The organism is Burkholderia sp. S171 (assembly GCF_009766085.1).
Taxonomy (GTDB): domain Bacteria; phylum Pseudomonadota; class Gammaproteobacteria; order Burkholderiales; family Burkholderiaceae; genus Caballeronia.
This window is the reverse complement of the sequence record NZ_LMUF01000038.1, coordinates 26,552-45,539: the sequence shown is the minus strand read 5'-3', so window position 1 is coordinate 45,539 and position 18,988 is coordinate 26,552. Positions and strand designations below refer to the sequence as shown.

Here is an 18,988-nt window from a genome sequence, read left to right as displayed (position 1 = left end):
CGCAACGGTCTTGGCACTGCCTCTGTTAACTCAATGAGGAACTGCGTAGATTCTCGATATTTGGCGGGAAGATGCGCAAGGACAAACGCAAGAGCCTCGAGCCGAAAGGCGTTTATCGAGTCAGGAACTGGTCGGAGTACAACGCCGGGCTGATCGCCCGAGGCAGCTTGACCATGTGGATTGACGAAAGCGCATTCAGGAGTGGGAGCGAAGCGGGGCCTGTCAGACGCGGTAGGCCGCAGGTCTACTCGGACGCCATGATTCAGGCCGTGCTTACGCTTAAGCACGTTTATCATTTGACGCTTCGAGCCTTTCAGGGCTTTGTGCAAAGCCTTCGTGAACTTGCGTTTGCGAACCTGATTGTGCCCAACTATACGACGCTGAGCCGCCGCGCACAGCACCTGCAGGTGAGATTGCCCGAGATGTCGAGCGGGGAACCGGTTCATCTGGTTGTCGATAGCACGGGCGTGAAGCTCTACGGCGAAGGCGAATGGAAGGTGCGCAAGCACGGCTACTCGAAGCGGCGCACGTGGCGTAAGGTCCATCTGGGACTGGACGTAAAGACGGGTCAGATACGCGCGGCGCTGATGACGCATCAGGATGTCGACGACGCAAGTGCATTGCCCGGTTTGTTGGCGCAGATTCCTGTCGATGAACCCATCGATACGATAGGCGGTGACGGTGCATACGATACAAAGCAGTGCCACAAGGCGATCACCGAGCGCGGCGCTACGCCGTCGATTCCGCCGCGCGAGGGCGCGAAACCTTGGTCGGAAAGCATACCCGGAGCAAGCTGGCGAAATGAATCCATCAACGGTATTGCGCGAGACGGCCGAGACGAATGGAAGAAGCGCAGCGGCTACCACCGACGTTCGCTGATCGAAAATACGATGTACCGCTATAAAACGCTCACAGGGAATTGTCTTTCGGCGCGATGCATACGTTCGCAAGCGACGGAGGTCGCCATCCGTGTTGGCATCATCAACCATATGGTCACACTTGCACGCCCGCAGTCCGTGCGTATCTCATGAATTTAGGATCGCGGGTGAACGCTCGCCTGCACCATCTATTTTTGCAACAACGCCACCCAAACATGAAAAAGCTTGTAGGAAAGGTAGCAGTCGTTACCGGTGGTAGTGCAGGCATTGGGTATGCGATTGCGAAGCGGTTTGTTGCCGAAGGCGCAACCGTTTTTATCATGTCTCGACGTCAGACGGAATTAGACGCAGCCGTTCAGGGTATAGGGAAAGGTATAACCGGAGTTTGTGGCGATGTAAGCGTTATGGCGGATCTCGACCGTCTGTATGGACTTGTGAAAGACGAAACGGGACACATCGACATTCTCTGCGCCAACGCAGCCTGCGGATCTTATGCGCCGATCGACGCCGTAACGGAAGGCCATGTCGATCAAATGCTCTCAACTAACGTCAAAGGCACCGTCTTTACGGTGCAAAAAGCATTGCCTCTTATGACCGATGGGGGATCGATAATACTAACCGGTTCGATGGTGTCGATCGTCGGCACACCGATGTTGGGGATTTACAGCGCCACTAAGGCAGCGGTTCGCAGCCTTGCAAGGAGCTGGATCTTGGATCTGCGCCCGCGTCGCATTAGGGTCAATGTGGTCAGCCCTGGCCCGACGCGCACACCGGGGCTTTTCTCGATGTTGCCTGCGGAGAATCTGGAAGCGGTGATGCAAGGAGTGATCAATGGCGTGCCTTCAGGACGTGTTGGCGAACCAGAGGACGTCGCTAACGCGGCGCTATTCCTAGCATCTCAAGAAGCGAGTTTTATCAACGGCATCGAACTTTTTGTCGACGGTGGCACTGCACAGATCTAGAAATCGAGTTTTGCCGGCCATTCTCGGTTGCGCGAAGTGCCAAATTTTCTTCGCGCAATATGGAGTTTCGAGGGGCACTCACCGGCGGAACCCCTTCGGACCATACTTTGTGTCACGCATTTCTGCCGTATCGGCTTTTCGCTTCGTTAAAAAAGTCGCATTGGGCTTGTCGGCGTAATAGCAGAGCGATAGGGTATGGGGTGGTCTGCAAGTTCCGTCTGCCGAGTAAGCTATGCGTATTGTCGAGAGCCTTGGGTAGGGTCGATGACGCAACTCGGTCTTGGTCTGGATCTGTTGGGGACAGTTCCGTTCTCAGTCATCTGCAGACGCGAAGACGCAAAGATGCCTCCACGTGCTGCGTTATGGGGCGATCATCCTTTGCGTGACATCGAGCGAACGAGCCGGGCATCGCGCATTCGGGATAGCCATTCCGGGCAACGAGTGCGCACCGCGAGAGGAGTGGACTACTGGCCGCTTATCGTTATCAGCCACCGACTCGACAGCCAGACCATCATGGTATCGACGAGATTAGCATCTGGTCGCGCGCGGATTGATCCGCTCACAGCGAAACCGTCGAAGCAGTCGATTACCGGCGACAGATGCACCTTGCCGGCTCGGAGCTGGAATTCGGTGATGTTGGTGAGCAATTTTTGATTCGGGCGGTTGCATGGAAATCACGATTGATCGGATTTTCCGGCGTGGGGCTCAATTCTCTACGATAGGAGTCGTAGCGACGTCGCCGGGTCGTGGCAGCGGCCAGACCCTCGTGTCGCATCAAACATCGCACGACCTTCTCCGAGATGAACACCTGCTGTCTGCTCAATGCCGCGCGGGCTCGACGATAGCCGTAGCAGCGGTGATTGCATTCGAAAATGTCTGCGATGACGCGACGCGCGCCAGCATCCCTGTCAGCGATGAGAAGACGTGCACGGTGATAGAAGTAGGAACTGCGGGCAAGCCTCAGGACGGATAACTGCTCTGGCAATGGATAGCTTTGTTTCAGGGCATCAACCAGCATCATCTTCTCCCGGTTGTCCAAGAGCGGCGGGTCGATGCCCATTTTTTTTTGCCAGTTCGATCGCCTTCTTGAGGATGTCGTGCTCGAGCTGCAACTTTTTGATGTCGAGTCGAAGCGATTCGACCTGTCGTTCCAGTTCCACACGCTCATGTTCCGGTGCTGGCTTCTTCTTGCGTTTCATGGATGCTGAAACCTCTCGACCGAGTAGCTGGCTCTTCCCGCTTTACAGCAACGGCCCGCTCACGCGTGTTTACTGAGCAACCACGCGTGCGCTAAGCCCTCAGGGTTGCCGCGGCACAACGGTCATGGCTCAGACAATGATCGACGGCAGCCTGCTTTTGTTCGGCCGAATACCTCGGCGTAGCACGAACATAGCTAGCTCGTAGTTCATGACAATGTTCGTATTCACGATGCCAAGCCTTCCGGGAAATGTTTGTCGGCTAACCCAACTGCCTGATCGTCACCTTGATGCGTTTTCCGTAAGCGCCCGGCAAAGTCAGGGGTGAGCTCAATCAGGGGACAGTTGGTACCCAGTTATGCGGAAGCAATTCGGCGATCTTATCGGCCTGCTGTGTTGGCAGCCGCGTGAGGACGTCTTTTAAGTATGCGTATGGGTCGTGCCCGTTGAGCTGTGCGGAACGCACCAGACTCATAATGGCCGCAGCTCGTTGACCTGCGCGCAGAGAACCTGCGAATAACCAATTCGCCCGTCCAATTGCCCAAGGTCTAATCAGATTCTCGATTCGATTGTTATCGATGGGCACGTGAGGATCGTCGAGATAGCGCGTGAGCGCCTGCCAACGCTTGAGGTTGTAGTCCAGTGCTTTGGCGATCGGCGAGCCCTCTGAGACAAGTTTGCGCTGTGCGAGCATCCAGACGTGCAACGCCTGCGCAATTGGCCGGCCTCGCTCCTCACGAATCGCTCGTCGTTGCTCAGCGTCTAAGTCGGCGGCTTCGCGCTCCACGTCGTAGAGCGCCACGAAGAATTTCAATGCCTGCTCGGCGATCTGGCTCTTCTTGCTCGCATGCAGATCGAAGAATTTTCTCCGCGCGTGCGCCATGCAGCCAATTTCCGTGATGCCCAGTTTGAATCCTGCTTTATAGCCGCTGTAATCGTCGACGACTAGCTTGCCACGCCAGTTGCCCAGGAAGGCGCGGGCATGTTCGCCAGATCTGCCGTCGGCGAACTCGTACACGACCGCGCGCACCTTTGCGAACTGAGTCGACGTGTAGGCCCATAAATAGGCGCTATGCGTCTTCCCTTTGCCGGGGCTCAACATCCGCACCGGCGTTTCGTCTGCATGTAAGACGCTGTGGCGCAGCAGTTCCTCGCGAAGTGCGTCGACCAAGGGCTGCAAACGTACACCGCATACGCCCACCCAGCCGCCGAGCGTCGATTGTGGAATTGCTAGGCCAGCCCGGGCGAAGATGCGTTCCTGCCGGTACAGAGGAAGGTGGTCGCCGTATTTGGCAACCAACACCTGCGCGAGCAAGCCATTCGTCGGAATCCCTTTGTCGATCACATGCGGTGGCACCGGCGCCTGGATCAACGTCTCGCACGCTTTACATGCCCACTTCCCACGGATGTGGCGCTCAACAGTGAACACGCCCGGAGCGTAGTCGAGCTTCTCGCTGACATCCTCGCCAATACGCACGCGCTGGCAGCCACAGGGGCAGGTTAACTCCGTCGGCTCGTGATGGATGTCGGTGCGGGGCAACTGGGGCGGCAACGGCAAGCGTTTGGCCCGCTTGCGAGGTTTCTCCTGCGGCGCGTCCGAGCGCAGTTCATCCAGCTCGGCCTCAAGCGCTGCCAAATCCTCATCAATCGCTTCGTCGAGCAAGCTTAACTGCTCGGCGGTGAACTGTTCGCTACGTCTGCCGAATTGCAGGCGTTTGATGACCGAGAGCTCATGGGTGAGCTGGTCAATGCGCGTTTGGCGGTAGTGCGATTCACGCGTCTTCTCGTCGACCTGGGTCATCAACTGCCGCGCGAGTGCGCGCAGTTGATCGGGGTTCAGGGCATCGAGATCAGTGGGTGAATTCATGCCCCAAGTTTGCCAGTACCTGCAGGCTGGGGGAATCGAAACAGTTTACGTCATTTGCTATACCACCGCGATTACGTGGTCGTGCGCCAACGTCTGCCAGGGCAGCCCGATCACGAGTGCGCGCAATTGCTCAGGATTCAATGTCTCAGCGACCTCACTATGGCCATTGGCCCAAACGAAATGACCTTTGTTCAAGCGCCGTGCAGCAAGCCAGACGCCAAATCCGTCGTACACCAGGACCTTCATGCGCGTCGAGCGCTGATTGGCAAACAGATACGCATGGTGAGGCCGTGCGGACCCAAATACCTTCACCACGCGCGTAAGAATGGTATCGGCGCCGGCACGCATATCGAGAGGTTCAGTCGCAAGCCAAATGGCGTCGATGCGGATCATCGCAGCACCTCCCGAATCCAAGCTGCGCTGTCGCTCAAACAAAAGTGCGGCCACAGCACCGACACGGTTGTGCCGTTGCGCTGAATGTCGATTCGCACGTTCGCTTGCGCCGCGTCGGGCGCTTGAGCTATCGGCACGGTCATTGGCAACGCGACGAAGGCAGGCTTTACGTCGACAACAACCGATTTGGGTGCAGGCGGCGCAGCGTCGCTGGAATCGGCGGCATCTTTAATCCAACGCCGCAGCACATTGGGGTTCAGACCATGCGAAATCGCCACGGCTGAACATGAGACGCCGACCTGGCGACATTGTTCGATAAGCTCTGACTTAAACGAGGTGCTGTAGGTGCGCCGTGTGCGCCCGGTCGGAATGTCTTGGGAAATAGTGTGCACGTGTCCGCTTCCTGATCGTGGAAACGTATGCTCTTACGCCAAAGAATAGAAAACCAGATGAGATTGCCGGGTGCTTACCGTTTTCCCAACTTCAGATAGAGCCGAACCGCTTGAACGCGGTCTTTGTACGAGCATGGACTACATCCAGGTAGTCCAACATTTTGTCCGCACCCCCTGCCTTCTATGTCAGACACAGAATGGTGTTTCAATCGCGGGTAAGCGCATCGATCAGCGCCTGAACCCGAGAAGGACGTGTGCGGGCGCCAGGTAGTACTAGACTGACAGATAGCGAGGTAGGCCGGCATTGCGGAAGCAGTTCAACAAGAGCACCACGTTCTAAGTGCTGGCGCACCATGAATTCGGGCGTCTGCGCCAAGCCAGCTCCGAGCAATGCGGCTTCGGCAAGTGCATCGCCATGATTGATATGAAACCGCGAAGATGGGGAAAGCGTGACTTTTTTGCCGCCTTCAATTAATTCAACCGGCCGATCGCGGCCTGTTGTTGGCAATCGGAACGTCACCAACAAGTGACAATTTAAGTCCGCGACCCGTCGGATCGGTGCATGTAAAGCAAGGTATGCAGGACTTGCGCATAGGACGAGCTCTTGCGAATCGATTTGACGGCTAATCATGCTCGAATCATCAAGTTTGCCAAACCGGATCACGGCGTCCAGTCCGTCCGCAAGCAAGTCGACTCTCTCGTCAGACAGGCGCAAGTCGATATCGAGGGCTGGATGGGTTCGCTGAAGGTCTGTCAGAATCGGAAGTATGACGCGCGTACCATAGGCGATTGGAGCGCCAATGCGCAATGCGCCTGTGGGCTCTACCTTGGTTCCTAAATCGCGCAGTTCCAGCGCTTCGATCTCGTCAAGCAACCTCGAGCATTTCGCATATAACTGCTGTCCCTCGGCAGTCAAGTGGACCGAGCGGGTCGTTCGATGAAAGAGCCGTGTATCAAGGCTCTGTTCTAGCCGCCCCACGCTCTTAGCCACAGATGATGGTGCGAGGCTCAGTTCACGTGCTGCTAGTGCGAAGCTTCCGTGCTTAACCACAGACGTAAAATGAAGCAATTGACTAAGGTTCTTCATTCATTGGTCCTTCTCCGCCACTTTTGCTCAAGCGGCTCAATGTTATTATCAGACGAGGCAAAATGGAAAGCCCGACGTTTTCTTCCCCAAGTCAAGCGTCAGCAATAACGTCCATGAGAAGAGCGGCAAGCTCAAGCGGCATGTCAACCATCGCATCATGGCCGCACGGGAGCTTGGAGACACGCCAATCTGGTTTTCCAATGAACCGCTTCGCATAATACGGAAAAGGGCTGGGATCCCAACCTTCGGCAAGGATAAACAGGCGAGATTTGATTGCCGCTCCGCGGCCGGTGAGGAGAAGTTGATTTTCGAATGTAGCGAATGCCTGAGGTGTGCAACGGCGGTCTATCCAAGCGCGACTACCCATCTCGACATTGAAGGCGGCCGCTGGGACCGGCAGCGTCAGCCCACAGTTGTCGACCATTGCGTTTGCTTGAAAAGCGGATAGATACGCGGCAGCGTTCTCTTCGGACAGCGTCAGCTGAATGCAGTCGTTGAACGATTGTGCATGCTCGGGCACGAAGGCATCCAAGTACACTAACGTTTTGATGCGATCGCTCATGCGATCAGCCACGCCAGTAATAACCATGCCGCCATAGGAGTGGCCCACAAGGATAACGTTGGAAAGCTCTTCCGCATCCAAAACACCACACACATCACGGATGTGCGTTTCGAGTGTGACAGCATAGGTATTTAGATGTGCCCGCTCCCCAAGGCCTGTGAACGTTGGGGTATAGACGGTATGACCGGATTCGCGGAGCGCCTGTGCAGTATAGCGATAACACCAGCCGCCATGCCAAGCGCCGTGCACGAGAACGAAAGTTGAGGGCTCTTTAGTGCATGAATCTTGATTCTCACTTTCCAGTACCATGACGACTCCAATTTAATATGCCGGTTGCAGAACTTGGCGTACATCTCAAGGTTCGCCTGAGTTGTCGTCGCGGAAAGAAGCACACGTCGGACAAAGTTTTATTAGCGTGCATCTGTTTCAGTCGTGAGATATGCACGCCGCGCCAGTTTGTGACGACGATATCAATAGGCAACGAAAATTCAAGGATATTTGATAGCCGTAGTACAGAGACGACGGCCCCACGAAGAACTAACGTGTATAAACGCAACACGCGATATCTAGATGAAAGCTGGTTTTCGGCACACGTCCGTTTCAGCCCAAGGCGCAACGATTTGCAATACGGCGTCATCCAGACGGCAGGGTGACCGTGACGATGGTGGATCCATGCAGGCGCTCTGCGAGATCCGCGTGTACAGGTCGATCGCGCCACCAGCGCGGAGCTGCATTTCGCGGACGATGACCCACGATTACGATGTCTGGAGCTAAGGCTTCGGCATAACGGGTAATTGTGTCCACTGTGCGCCCGAAGGCAACTTTGCCGTTCGCGGTGATGCCCTTGTTTGTTAAATGATCGATCGCCGTTTTCAGCGCGCGTCGGGCAACCTCTTCCAGGTAGGTGTGACCAAGATCTGAAAGATGACCCCCGCAGGCCGCATTTGAGCTAGCCGTATCAACGACGGACATGACATTAACGTGTGCCGACAGTGCAACCGAAAGTTCCGAGCAGCGCTCGAGTGCCACCTGGCCTTCGTCGGTCGCATCGAAAACAAGGAGAACGCAAAAAGGGGAATAACATGACTCAATCCGTTCCGGCGGCTTGTGCCGTGGATGCGTTGCCCCGGCGCTCATGAGCGTTTGCCGAGTGCGACCAAAATGTCGTCAATCGCGAGGCGCCTTGAATAGTCCTCGTCGACGAAGGCCAGACGGATAGTTCTGCTCTGGTCGATGACAAAGGTCGCTGGCAACGCCAATGTGTTCGAGCCCAATGATCCATTTACTATTTCGAGGTCGTGGCCTCTTTGTCGATATACATCCAAAAGATCTTCAGGCATCTCGTAGACTATTCCGAAAAGCCTTGCGACCTTGTTTCCGAAGTCAAAGAGCAATGGAAACGTCAATGGAATAGCGTCGTCTGGAGTAACTCGCATATCGGGATACTCTGGAGACACTGCCACGATTGTTGCACCTAGTTCTGCGATTTGAGGACTCGCCTGCTGTAACGCCCGCAATTCGATGTTGCAATATGGGCACCAACTCCCGCGAAAGAAGCTAAGAACGACGGGACCATTGTCCAGTAATGCTCGCACATTAACCAAATTTCCGCGACTGTCAGGCAGAATGAAGTCAGGGATGCGATCTCCGGCTTTCAAACTAGATTCGCGAATTTCAGACGAGATCAAATCTTCGATCGCGCGGTCCATAACGCAGGTCTGGGTTGCAGGCACGTATTGATCACGCAGCCCACGTATCTTTTGCAGTTCCGAAATCATGTCGATCATGTAATACCTCTTTAAAGCTCGCTCGTTCCGATTGCTTATCATTGCTTTCACTGAGCGCTCTGACAGCTGGCCCGAATGCACGGACGATATGCTGCAATGTCACCGCCATAGTGGATTTAGCCTGACTGACCTGCTATATGGCTTGAACAACGGATGACGCAACGGTTTCCTTTAAGAAGTCCGCCGCTCGTTCGCCGATGACTACGCATGGCGCCATGGTGTTGCCACTCGTCACCCGAGGCAGAACGGATGCGTCCGCCACTCGCAAGCCCCCTATGCCGTGAACTCTTAGCTTCGCGTCTACGACCGACATACTGTCGAGCCCCATCCTTGCGGTGCCGCTCTGATGCCAAAACGTCGTTAGACCATTGCGAATGTACAAAGCTAGATCGGCAGGATCGTAGGACCACGGTGCCAACTGATTTTTGCTCGACCCTGCCATCGAAGCCGCACGGCCCATTTCGCGGGCAAAATGCAGTCCACTGCTCAGGTCGGTCAGATCCTCCGACGCGGCAAGGTAGTTGGCATCGATTCGGACCGGGTCGGTCGCATGGGTTCCCGTCAGATGGATACTGCCTCGGCTAAGTGGCCGCATCCCAATTACCTGGGTCCAGCAGTCCTGCGGAGGAACGATGCCCGGTGCATTTTCCGGTGTGAGATGCGCGCCAGATATGGCATAGCTATAAAAGTTGGGGCTGTCGAGCTCGGACCGGCTTTTCCAAAATACCGCTGTCTGGCTGCGTGGATAGTTACCCAGCATCTCGCCTTCGCTTGCCCAGACAGCAGCGAGGGAAACGTGATCGTGCAGATTGCGTCCGACTCCTTCGAGTGCCTGTAGCACCTTAATGCCGGCGCGCCGCAACTCGTCCGCAGGGCCAATTCCAGATTGCATCAGAAGCTTAGGCGTGTGAATTGCGCCCAATGACAAAATGATTTCTCGATCCGCTTCGGCTGTCAGCAGCTCACCCTTGTAATCAAATTCGACCTTACTTGCATGATGACCATCGAAGAGGACGCGAGTGACATGGGCTCCCGTAAGGACGGTCAGATTGGGACGGGCCATCAGCGGATACACGTAAGAGCGAAAGATCGACTGTCGCCTTCCGTCGCGCACCGTTTCATCGACCAGTGCGCAGCCACCCGCTGCTTCCATCATGCGCCCGTTGGCGTTCGGAAAGCGCGTGAGACCTAGCGATTCTCCGGCCGCCATCAGCCGTTCTGAAAAGGCAAACGGTTCCTGTGCCGGCTGAACGTGGACTGTTCCGCCGGTGCCGCGATAGTCCAGGTCCGGTTCACCGGACCAATTTTCAATGCGATTGCGGTAAAGCTCCAGAACGGCTGCGTAACTCCATGCATCTTCGTGCGTCAACTTGGCGTAGAAATCCCAGTCTGCCTGATGCCCCCGCGACCAAGTCGACACATTGATGCTGGACCCGCCCCCAAGACCCTTTCCCATCGAGTAGGCGAGCGATCGGCCGTTCAACCGTGGGTTGGCTTGTGCCGAAAAAGCCCAGTCCATCTCGCTGCCCAGCGTCATCGGCCAGCGATTGGGGTCCTGCACAAGCTCGCTCTCGTCATCGCCCCCCGCTTCGAGGAGCAGCACCCGCAAATTCGAATCTTCCGCTAGCCTTGCCGCCAACACACATCCTGACGTGCCCGCACCGCACACGATAAAGTCGTAAGGCGCTCTGATTTGAGCCGCGAGCAACGCCTGATTGCGCAGGACATTGTCGGCGAGTTCTTCGTTCAATTTCATTACCACTCCGTCATTCAAATTTAGATCGACGCATGCAAATCGTGTTATTAGAGTAACGACCTCTTCGTTGAGCGTGAATGCGGTCGCGTCTCAAACTTCTACTTGGTCGTCTCATGTTCAGGCAACAAGGACGCCACTTCTCTTCACACCTCGAACAGTAGATACAAGGGCGAAGCTAAGGCGTGTGTACGTCAAGCATCGGACGCGTTGAGCCCTAATTCAGTCCACCTTGCGTTGTCGCTGGCTTGCACTGCTGACGTTTGGTCGACGACGTAAAGTAGCAACTAGATTCGTCGCGCGAAGTTTAAAGGCGGGGGCGTTCGATTCCGTTTAAGCCAACTTTGCGCCGAATATCTAGGTCGACGTGGAAAATGGCAGAAGCAGCACGTTTGTTTCACGAAGCTATCGCGACGATGTTGCGGCATACACGGGAACAATCGTGGCGTCACATTCTTGACGACGCCAGATCGAACAGTCGGGAATCGAGATTTGGTCTTAGTTTGCCGATTTCATGAAAGCACATGACTTGGCGCGACATCGCCCCTCTACGCTCACGATGCTATCCGGTCAAAACAGCATGGAGTCTGAGTGCGCCGGCATAGTTCCCATATCGCAGTTCAATGGATTTGAGGGCATGGGTTCTCCGACGGAGCGTGCAAATCAGATTTCCGTGATCTCTGACCGGGACGAAGCGCGTGTCGCACGGTGATCAGTTGCTGGCGTGACAACGAGACAACGAGATCGATGCAGGTTTGAAGTGTCGTCGATCGAACGTATTCCCGACCGACTGTGCCAGCCAATCGGCAGGGTACCGGCTTGGCGTTAGAGCCTTCACCGGGCTGACGCATTCACTTCGCTGGGCGGAAGCAGAGTGATACCAAATTTTGGTGCTGCCGCCCGCATTCTTTCCTTCGCAGCAGCGCTCGGCGCCGGAAGTTCGAACGGTGCAAACAGCGGCTCTGCACACGTTTCAACGAAATCGTCGAAACCTGCCGGTGCGCAAATGACGAGGTATCGCGCACTTCGATTCGACTGGTTGATCAGTTGATGAGCTGTGCCCCGCTGAAGCAGCAAGGTCTCGCCCGTACCTAACGTATGTACCTTTCCCTCAATATTCACAGAGAGTTCCCCATCAAGGACGTGGATGGTCTCTTCCTCGTGCTCGTGTTTGTGGTTAGGGGTGGCACGACCTGCAGGAGAAGTAATCTCAAGCATGCAGTACGATCCCGCAGACTGTTTGCCTGAGACCAACATGCGGGCGTGGGAGCCGCCAAAGTCGTAGTCGACCGCCGGGATGTTTTGGAAACGCATCGAAGATCCTTTTACATTGAGTTTGAACACCGAATTTATCCCGAAACGTGCTGCCGCACTGACCACATTTCTGTCGTTTCACTGATGACAAATTGTCGGGAATGCCTTAAACGACATTACCTCTGGCGTGGGAATCCACTGGCTACGACCGAAATTCCGGCGACATGCGTAACCGAAATGGATCATCAGCATCGTGAAAAAAAGTTAACCGCCGCGTGCGAAAGCGGTGAATTCAATGGTCATCTCGCAGATGTAAACACGTGAATGGACCACCACGCCCACCCTGCTTTTTCTAGATCAGACCTTACGCTAGGGCGTGTCACAAACGATTCGGCGTCCTTCTCTCGCGAACCAGGCTGTCCATACTCTGCGATCTACGTCAATTTCTTCAGATACGAGCCGTGGTGGATTTCGGTGAAAGGTAGTGGGTAAGGAACTGGGCATCGCTTCCGCACCCGACCTGTCGCAGCGGTGCATTACTGGAACCTGCTTCCAGCTTAAGCGGACCACGTTCAACACTGAGGGACCTGAGACGAATGACGTTCTTTCTGAGTCGATTGCGGATTCACAGGATAACGCGTGCTAGCTAAGCTCCGTCTGTACGACTGCTAAAAACAAGGGTCGATTGATCAGGAGCTGACGCAATGCCATCTTTCCAAACTTTATTACCGTTTTTCGGAATTTCAGTTGTGCTTGGTTTGACTCCGGGTCCAGACAACCTCTTTGTATTACTGCAGTCGGCAACGCGTGGCGCTCGGTCTGGCATGGTGATCGTATTGGGACTCTGCACGGGCCTTATTGTGCATACCTTGGTCGTTGCGGTCGGGCTTGGCGCTCTTTTGGTGGCGTCCAGCGTCGCATTTACGGTACTCAAGATTGCTGGTGCCGTGTATCTGGTCTTCCTCGCATGGCGAGCATGGCGTGCGCCGGTAAGCACAACGCCGGGCAAAATCGCGAATGCCGATGCGGCGGGTCTGTATCGGGGTGGCCTAATCATGAATCTTGGAAACCCGAAGGTCGTGATATTTTTTCTAGCGTTCCTTCCGCAGTTCGTCTCGGCACAACGAGGACACATTCCGCTTCAGATTATCGTCCTCGGGATGACGTTCATTTGCGCGAGCTTCATTGCTTTTGGAGTCATCGCAATTGCTTCCGGCATTGGCGGGAGAATGCTTTTGGGATCGACACGCGCACAGCGAGCGCTTAATCGCTTTTCGGGCCTCGTGTTCGTCGCGCTAGCCGCAAAGCTTGCGAGCAGCCGCGTCTGAAATTTGGGCCGTCATCCGCATGCGTCGAGCGGTTGCTTGCAGAGAAGTCGCGAGTGCTACGCAAAAAATTCTCGAATGCAAGCGTCGCCACCGCGTCATTTCTTATCGACCTGAATTAGGCGATGAGTACCGAAAGAAACTTGAGTGCCGTAGTCATGCGCACATTCAGTCGCACTAAAACCGGCCCTGTTATCGCGGCGTGAATGCTCGCGCCGGGGTTAGTACAGGCGGGAATGCGCGAGCGGGACCTCATTTGAACGTAACTTCAGCACGGCTCGGTAACAACTCGAGGTTTGATCGAGAGGACTGCGGTTGGTCGGCGAACATCTGGTGACAAAAACAACGTCACAGCATGTTGACCATTCAGGCGCCATGGTGCCAAAGCTGACAAGCCGGCGCGATACCCATGTGCCGAGCCGGTTCACCCATGTAAGATCGTCCCATCAGCTACACGTTTGCCTGAAGAGTCCCGGCCCGACGCCATACGCATCTTTGAAGTTTTTGCTGAACGCTGATTCGGATTGGTATCCGACATCGTCGGCGATCCGTCCAATGCTTTTCTTTGTACGTGACAAAAGAGCGGCTCCCAGTTGCATGCGAATACGTGTTAGCAGCGACATCGGCGAGTCGCCTGTCAATGCACCGAAGGCGCGAAGGTAAGTGGCCCGCGACATAGCCGACAGCTTGGCCAGCGTTTCAATTGTCCACTTGTCCGATGGACGATCGAGCATAGCGAACACGGAGGGTCCCAAGCGCGGATGTGTCAACAGGGTGAGAAAATTGTTCGTGACCGGTTCCGATTTGAGATGCTGTCGTATTAGAAAGGTGAAGAGCGTGATGGATAATGCCGAAACCACCGATCGCGCCCCCTGCCCGTCGACGCTCGCCTCCTTGCGCATCATCGCTACAAGGGTTGCTAGACCCGCAATGTCGTTGCGTTCGAACGTCATCTTGACCATGTCGGGAAGCATTTCGATAACTAGCGAATTCGGCGTATAGGTAAATAAACCACACAACAAATCGAACGGCGGCGGCCCGGGCATGACATTCTCGTGTTTCTTGAGTCTACTCATGGCGCATCCGTTGTTGTCGATATTAACGCTTTGCAGCGTTATAAGCGAGTGAGCGCCGCCGCGAGGCAGCATCACGATTTCACCTTCGACTAATACGGTGTCGGGCCGGCCGCGCATGCGCAAAAGGCATTCACCGTGTAGCACGACATAATAGATAGCTTCGCCCAGAGGGGGACGTTGGCTCTCGAGCGTCTTTTCGCTAAGAAGACTACCGTGCTGTTTCACGGTCCCCTGTACTTGGGCCAATTGAATCAAGCGATCGAGCGCATCCATATTGAGGTCCACCCATGAAAATTGACCGTATAAGCAATCGGCGCAGTTGAGGACCATTAAAGCCCGCAGCCAGAGCGTGATCCCCGCGGTTGTCGGTTACAACCCCCGCGGACCGCATCCTGGCGTGAAAACACGATACCTCTGGTTATTCCACGGGCCTATTCGACCAACGGCTGCTGCTTGACGACCATTGCGGGGGTTCTGCATACAAAGGTATGGCTTCGACAGAACCGGAGGCGGTCAGCTACGGACAAAAAAGATTCGATGGTTGTCGGTCGCAGATGCTAGAAGGTATTAGCCGCGCATTACCGGATTGGAATCCCAAATGGGGGGCGACGAGCAATGCGGTAATCGGTTTCGGCGCTTAAGCGCAACCTCTTCAGAATGGCGACACCTACTAAAGCATAGGATGCCGCGACCAATGCTCAATTTGTCGCTGGCCGCGAAGCGATTAATGTTGCGGTGTTCGCAACTCGCCAAGACGACGGTTTGTGCAGGAACGACGTGGGATGTCGGGGCATCGACGCAGGATGCGTGTGTCCTTGACCTATATCCCGCGACAGTTGCAGCGTCTTTCAAGCTTCGGGCGATAGATTTCACTAGGAGACACAAATGGTCAAGCTAAGCACCATCGCCCCTGCACTCTTTGTGCTTATTTGGTCGACAGGACTCGTCGTAGCACGGGCGGTTGTACCCCATGTGTCGACCGAAATGTTTCTCTTTGTTCGGATGTCTTCAAGCGCGGCCTTGTTGGCCGTGCTGGCCTTTCGTGGAGGTGAACAGTGGCCCCGCAGAAGCCAGTTGAAAATGCATTTGCTGGCCGGCGCAATGTTGCATGGTGTCTATCTGAGCGCTGCGTACTGGGCAATCGCGCACGGAATGCCGGCCGGTGTCATGTCGTTACTTGGGAGCATGCAACCTCTCGTCTCCGTGATCGCCTTGTTTATGATCAACGGGGACCGTCCGGCGTCATGGACGGTGGTCGGGCTGGGTGCAGGAATCGCAGGTGTGGCGCTCGTATTATTCCCTGCGCTCGCCGGCACCGGCCATCAACAGATCACTGTGTGGACTGCATTTATCGCGATCCTTGGAGTGACCGGCATGAGCGTCGGCACAATACTCCAACGCGGCCGGCTTGCGAAAGACGGCGTGCGCGTTTCAGCGAGCGTACAGAACGCTGGAGGCGCACTGGTTGCGGTCGTCGGCATGCTGGCGGGCGGTTCATATGAATGGACCGAATCGCCCACGCTGTGGTTTGGCCTGCTCTGGTCGGTTTTGGGATTGTCGGTTAGCGCGACACTGCTGTTAGTCTGGATGGTGCGGGTCCACGGTGTGACGAAAATGAGCGCGCTGCTGCTTGCAGTGCCCGGACTTGCGGCCATCGAAGCCTGGCTTCTATTCGGCGAAAGACTAACCGTTGTGCAAATTGCCGGCTTTGCGCTAGCCTCTGTGGGCGTTGTGCTCGCCCGCAGCACGGTTCCGAGGCTCGCAGGCGGCCATAGGCCTTGTCAAAGCGAAGCGGGGTGAAACCTCAGGATGAGCGATGACGCCAATTTCCGCACAAAGGGTCAATCGCTCACCGTCGACTCTCTGGATCTTGCCGAGGTACCTCAGCTTTCCGACGGCAACGATTGTGGGCGCCGCGCCGATCGGGAGACGGATCCCGCAGCACGCTCTTGTAGCAACGTACGCGCGCAATCGGCCATTACGACGACTGCTCCCGCCAGCATCATCGTGTCCTTGATGATGAGGCGCCCCATTCCTGACAAATACGGAAAACCATGCTGTGCGTCACCGAGCGCAGGCACCCATGCCTCAGGCGTGGTGACCAGGAAGGACAAAGTGACGAAGGGTGTAAGAAATGACAAGAGCCCACCGATCAAACCTACCCTTCGCGAAATCGGATTGAGGAGCACCATTAAAGCAATGAAAAGTTCAACGCTTCCAAGCCCGCGCGAAAATCGATAAGTGTTGTTCTCATCTTGCCAGGCGCGCGCTGCTGGGACGAGCTGGCCTTCTTTCGTCATGTGCTCTTTATACTGCTCAGGATGCTTATAGAAAAAAAACATGACCGGGCTCCGCGCGACCATTGGCGTAATGCTGTCGGCTTCGAATGGAACGAATTTGAGTAGACCAATCCAGATGAAGACGATCGCGATTGAAATCCGGATGAGGTTCGCCCCTAATTTGTCCGCGCGGCTAAGGGAAATGAGAATTCGATCAAAGGTGGACACTATGCGGCCTTAAGAGTTAGCAGGAGCCACCGAGTGTGAAACACAGGGACCGCTTCATCTAGTGTCTGCGGTCTCAGATTGACGTTTGATCGTCTCAATCCGGCGAGTCGACATCCATCCCTGAAATTTGCAGACCACGTCGGTTGTTCTTTGGTTTCCCGAATACAGACATCCCGCTCTTAGGGAAGACGGGCGATCAATTCATGATGCGCTGTCACGCCGACTGCCCCGCGCTCGCTGCCGTGCGGCATGTTGTCCGAGTGGTACACGACAAGGACGGCGTTTGCATGATTCATAACCGCGGGCGCGATCATCGACGCGCTTGCCGATCCTCGCGAGTCGGCCGCAAAGGAGTTCGCATTTCCTGTCCCATCGAGCGGCGTAAATCCAGTGGGGTTCTGGTCGAAATGATTTTCAAACAAGCTGAATTGCGCACCGGGCTTTAGTCCGTGCAAAACCACGGTCACGTCTTCGCGACCGTCCGCTCGCGGTACTAAGGTCACGCTACCCCGAGCCTGCAGCCATTCCTTCAGGGTCATGTTCAAAGGCAATCCGTCCGCGGTGTATAGATTACTTGCCGAAGGATCGTCGACTTGCGCATTTCGGACGCGGGCGACATGCTCAATACCTTGCCATCGGCGCGCCGCGGGGGCGCTTTTGTCGCTAACGAAAACCTGCGGATCTACAACGATCGGCAGGGCCACCTCTCTGGAAAAATATGCGGCATGTGTCTCGAACGGCAGCGTCACAGGCGGGGTAGTTTGTGCGAACGCGCACACAGGAAGCACGAAAAGAGCGCCGATTAGAATGTCAGCTGTTTGCATTATTACCCATGAAAAGTTGCTTGAAAACGTCAGCTGTGTAAAAGAAGAGCCCGAAACATCTAATGAACAGGCCCGCGCAAATCAACCGTTATCTCAAGTGCGAGTCTGCCTGAATAGAGCCGGCGGAACCCCATATGCGGCCTTGAAGTTCTTGCTAAACGCTGATTCGGACCGATAGCCCACGTCGTCGGCGATGATTGCAACGCTCTTGCCCGTGCGCGACAACAGCTTCGCTCCCAGCTGCATCCGAATGCATGTCAGCAGCGACATGGGCGAGTCGCCTGTCAAGGCGCCGAACGCGCGCATGTAAGTGGCGCGCGACATTGCCGAACGACTGGCAAGCATCGCTATCGTCCAATTCTCTGCCGGACGCTCGAGCATTTCCACTACCGATGCTCCAATGCGCGGATGGGCCAGCAACGCAAAAACATCGTCGGTCGATGGCCGCAGTGCGAGGTGCGCGCGCACTAACAGCGTGAAGAGTGCAGTCGACAGCGATGACACAACTGACTGCCCACCGGGTCCCGGTTCATTCGCTTCTTTGCGCATCATTGCGACGAGGGTCGCGAGACTGCGGGCCTCACTGCGTTCAAACGACATTTTGACAATATCCGGAAGCACGCTGATCAATAGCGCATCCGGCGTGTAGCTGAACCGGCCACACAGTAAGTCAAGAGCCGGCGGCCCCGAAGATATATTCGTTCGCACCGTGACTGCGCCGTTGAAGTGAGTGTTCATGTCGCCGATTTCAGCATCGACCGGTTTTCCTTTCAGCATGGTGAGCAAATGGGCGTCGCCGCGCGGCAACATCGCAACGTGGCCTGCGACAAGCAGCGTGTCCGGATGGCCGTGCACACGTAACGTGCATTCGCCGCTTAGAACGACGTGGTAGAAGGCTTCGCCTTCGGACGCACGCGGATGCGCCAGCGCCCATTCGCCGCCAAGCAAACAGCGCTGTTCGAGTGCCCCGTGCAAACAGGTCAGTTCAATTAGCCGATCGAGTACATCCATATCTAACGCTCACTAAAGAAACATCCCCACGCCACGAAGTAGTTCAAATGATAAGTCACCGATCTCTGCGCTAAACCCCGCATTTGGATCAAATTGCTGCTCCGTCGTCTCAAA

17 protein-coding genes and 1 pseudogene are annotated in these 18,988 nt (G+C 55.6%); 4 read left to right on the top strand and 14 right to left on the bottom strand.

Features of this window, described 5'->3' with window-relative positions; translation table 11 throughout:
* Window positions 1-71: 71 nt before the first annotated feature.
* Both GSQ93_RS19710 and GSQ93_RS19705 read left to right on the top strand, forming a co-directional pair.
* Window positions 72-1,031: an IS5 family transposase gene (locus tag GSQ93_RS19710; protein ID WP_158937331.1), complete on the top strand. Its 960-nt coding sequence runs from the start codon at window positions 72-74 to the stop codon at window positions 1,029-1,031.
* A gap of 62 nt (window positions 1,032-1,093) precedes the next feature.
* On the top strand, window positions 1,094-1,840 hold the full coding sequence (locus GSQ93_RS19705; protein ID WP_158937330.1) for an SDR family NAD(P)-dependent oxidoreductase: 747 nt from the start codon (window positions 1,094-1,096) through the stop codon (window positions 1,838-1,840).
* A 374-nt stretch (window positions 1,841-2,214) separates the two neighbouring features.
* On the opposite strand, the pseudogene GSQ93_RS19700 reads toward GSQ93_RS19705, so the two are convergent.
* The 10 genes and pseudogenes from GSQ93_RS19700 to GSQ93_RS19655 all read right to left on the bottom strand — a co-directional run.
* Window positions 2,215-3,370 (bottom strand): annotated as a pseudogene (locus tag GSQ93_RS19700) (IS3 family transposase); the annotation flags it as partial.
* Window positions 3,371-4,903, bottom strand: a complete 1,533-nt coding sequence (locus tag GSQ93_RS19695; RefSeq protein ID WP_158937329.1) for an IS66 family transposase — start codon at window positions 4,901-4,903, stop codon at window positions 3,371-3,373. It lies immediately after the preceding pseudogene.
* 57 nt (window positions 4,904-4,960) lie between these two features.
* A complete protein-coding gene (tnpB, locus tag GSQ93_RS19690; RefSeq protein ID WP_158937328.1) occupies window positions 4,961-5,296 on the bottom strand; it encodes an IS66 family insertion sequence element accessory protein TnpB in 336 nt (111 codons plus the stop codon).
* Entirely contained in the window at window positions 5,293-5,688 is a 396-nt protein-coding gene (locus tag GSQ93_RS19685; protein ID WP_158937327.1) for a transposase, read from the bottom strand. Before GSQ93_RS19685 ends, tnpB begins: the two co-directional genes overlap by 4 nt.
* A gap of 205 nt (window positions 5,689-5,893) precedes the next feature.
* Window positions 5,894-6,775, bottom strand: a complete 882-nt coding sequence (locus GSQ93_RS19680) for a LysR family transcriptional regulator (protein ID WP_158937326.1) — start codon at window positions 6,773-6,775, stop codon at window positions 5,894-5,896.
* Between the two features lie 91 nt (window positions 6,776-6,866).
* On the bottom strand, window positions 6,867-7,646 hold the full coding sequence (locus tag GSQ93_RS19675) for an alpha/beta fold hydrolase (protein ID WP_158937325.1): 780 nt from the start codon (window positions 7,644-7,646) through the stop codon (window positions 6,867-6,869).
* A 324-nt stretch (window positions 7,647-7,970) separates the two neighbouring features.
* Window positions 7,971-8,474 carry a universal stress protein gene (locus GSQ93_RS19670; RefSeq protein ID WP_158937324.1) on the bottom strand — a complete coding sequence of 168 codons (504 nt, stop codon included), beginning with the start codon at window positions 8,472-8,474 and terminating at the stop codon, window positions 7,971-7,973.
* The gene (locus GSQ93_RS19665; RefSeq protein WP_158937323.1) at window positions 8,471-9,124 is read right to left on the bottom strand and encodes a peroxiredoxin-like family protein; all 654 of its coding nucleotides are present in this window, start codon (window positions 9,122-9,124) and stop codon (window positions 8,471-8,473) included. The genes GSQ93_RS19670 and GSQ93_RS19665 overlap by 4 nt, the downstream gene beginning before the upstream one ends.
* A 133-nt stretch (window positions 9,125-9,257) precedes the next feature.
* Window positions 9,258-10,880, bottom strand: coding sequence for a GMC family oxidoreductase (locus tag GSQ93_RS19660; RefSeq protein WP_158937322.1), 1,623 nt, complete (start codon window positions 10,878-10,880; stop codon window positions 9,258-9,260).
* Window positions 10,881-11,711: 831 nt separating this feature from the next.
* A complete protein-coding gene (locus tag GSQ93_RS19655; RefSeq protein ID WP_158937321.1) occupies window positions 11,712-12,221 on the bottom strand; it encodes a cupin domain-containing protein in 510 nt (169 codons plus the stop codon).
* A gap of 614 nt (window positions 12,222-12,835) precedes the next feature.
* Between GSQ93_RS19655 and GSQ93_RS19650 the strand changes: the two genes are divergently transcribed.
* Window positions 12,836-13,459 (top strand): LysE family translocator, encoded by a 624-nt coding sequence (locus GSQ93_RS19650; RefSeq protein ID WP_158937320.1) that lies wholly within the window; start codon window positions 12,836-12,838, stop codon window positions 13,457-13,459.
* Between the two features lie 443 nt (window positions 13,460-13,902).
* On the opposite strand, the gene GSQ93_RS19645 is transcribed toward GSQ93_RS19650, so the two are convergent.
* Window positions 13,903-14,805 carry an AraC family transcriptional regulator gene (locus tag GSQ93_RS19645; RefSeq protein ID WP_158937319.1) on the bottom strand — a complete coding sequence of 301 codons (903 nt, stop codon included), beginning with the start codon at window positions 14,803-14,805 and terminating at the stop codon, window positions 13,903-13,905.
* Window positions 14,806-15,417: 612 nt separating this feature from the next.
* On the opposite strand from GSQ93_RS19645, the gene GSQ93_RS19640 reads away from it, so the two are divergent.
* Complete coding sequence (locus tag GSQ93_RS19640; protein WP_158937318.1) at window positions 15,418-16,332, top strand: DMT family transporter; 915 nt, start codon at window positions 15,418-15,420, stop codon at window positions 16,330-16,332.
* Window positions 16,333-16,415: 83 nt separating this feature from the next.
* Here the strand turns inward: GSQ93_RS19640 and rclC are convergent, their stop codons facing one another.
* The 3 genes from rclC to GSQ93_RS19625 form a co-directional block, all read right to left on the bottom strand.
* Window positions 16,416-17,039 (bottom strand): reactive chlorine resistance membrane protein RclC, encoded by a 624-nt coding sequence (gene rclC, locus GSQ93_RS19635; protein ID WP_158937317.1) that lies wholly within the window; start codon window positions 17,037-17,039, stop codon window positions 16,416-16,418.
* A gap of 179 nt (window positions 17,040-17,218) precedes the next feature.
* A complete protein-coding gene (locus GSQ93_RS38175) occupies window positions 17,219-17,578 on the bottom strand; it encodes a hypothetical protein (protein WP_254073948.1) in 360 nt (119 codons plus the stop codon).
* A 378-nt stretch (window positions 17,579-17,956) separates the two neighbouring features.
* Window positions 17,957-18,874 carry an AraC family transcriptional regulator gene (locus GSQ93_RS19625; protein WP_158937316.1) on the bottom strand — a complete coding sequence of 306 codons (918 nt, stop codon included), beginning with the start codon at window positions 18,872-18,874 and terminating at the stop codon, window positions 17,957-17,959.
* Window positions 18,875-18,988 lie beyond the last annotated feature (114 nt).

Bases quoted from the DNA above. Each gene is read 5' to 3' on its own strand.
- GSQ93_RS19660 (WP_158937322.1), bottom strand. From the start codon at position 10,880: ATGAAATTGAACGAAGAACTCGCCGACAATGTCCTGCGCAATCAGGCG.
- GSQ93_RS19670 (WP_158937324.1), bottom strand. From the start codon at position 8,474: ATGAGCGCCGGGGCAACGCATCCACGGCACAAGCCGCCGGAACGGATT.
- GSQ93_RS19650 (WP_158937320.1), top strand. From the start codon at position 12,836: ATGCCATCTTTCCAAACTTTATTACCGTTTTTCGGAATTTCAGTTGTG.
- GSQ93_RS38175 (WP_254073948.1), bottom strand. From the start codon at position 17,578: ATGACCCTGAAGGAATGGCTGCAGGCTCGGGGTAGCGTGACCTTAGTA.
- GSQ93_RS19705 (WP_158937330.1), top strand. From the start codon at position 1,094: ATGAAAAAGCTTGTAGGAAAGGTAGCAGTCGTTACCGGTGGTAGTGCA.
- GSQ93_RS19710 (WP_158937331.1), top strand. From the start codon at position 72: ATGCGCAAGGACAAACGCAAGAGCCTCGAGCCGAAAGGCGTTTATCGA.
- GSQ93_RS19645 (WP_158937319.1), bottom strand. From the start codon at position 14,805: ATGGATGCGCTCGATCGCTTGATTCAATTGGCCCAAGTACAGGGGACC.
- tnpB (WP_158937328.1), bottom strand. From the start codon at position 5,296: ATGATCCGCATCGACGCCATTTGGCTTGCGACTGAACCTCTCGATATG.
- GSQ93_RS19680 (WP_158937326.1), bottom strand. From the start codon at position 6,775: ATGAAGAACCTTAGTCAATTGCTTCATTTTACGTCTGTGGTTAAGCAC.
- GSQ93_RS19675 (WP_158937325.1), bottom strand. From the start codon at position 7,646: ATGGTACTGGAAAGTGAGAATCAAGATTCATGCACTAAAGAGCCCTCA.
- GSQ93_RS19625 (WP_158937316.1), bottom strand. From the start codon at position 18,874: ATGGATGTACTCGATCGGCTAATTGAACTGACCTGTTTGCACGGGGCA.
- GSQ93_RS19640 (WP_158937318.1), top strand. From the start codon at position 15,418: ATGGTCAAGCTAAGCACCATCGCCCCTGCACTCTTTGTGCTTATTTGG.
- GSQ93_RS19665 (WP_158937323.1), bottom strand. From the start codon at position 9,124: ATGATCGACATGATTTCGGAACTGCAAAAGATACGTGGGCTGCGTGAT.
- GSQ93_RS19695 (WP_158937329.1), bottom strand. From the start codon at position 4,903: ATGAATTCACCCACTGATCTCGATGCCCTGAACCCCGATCAACTGCGC.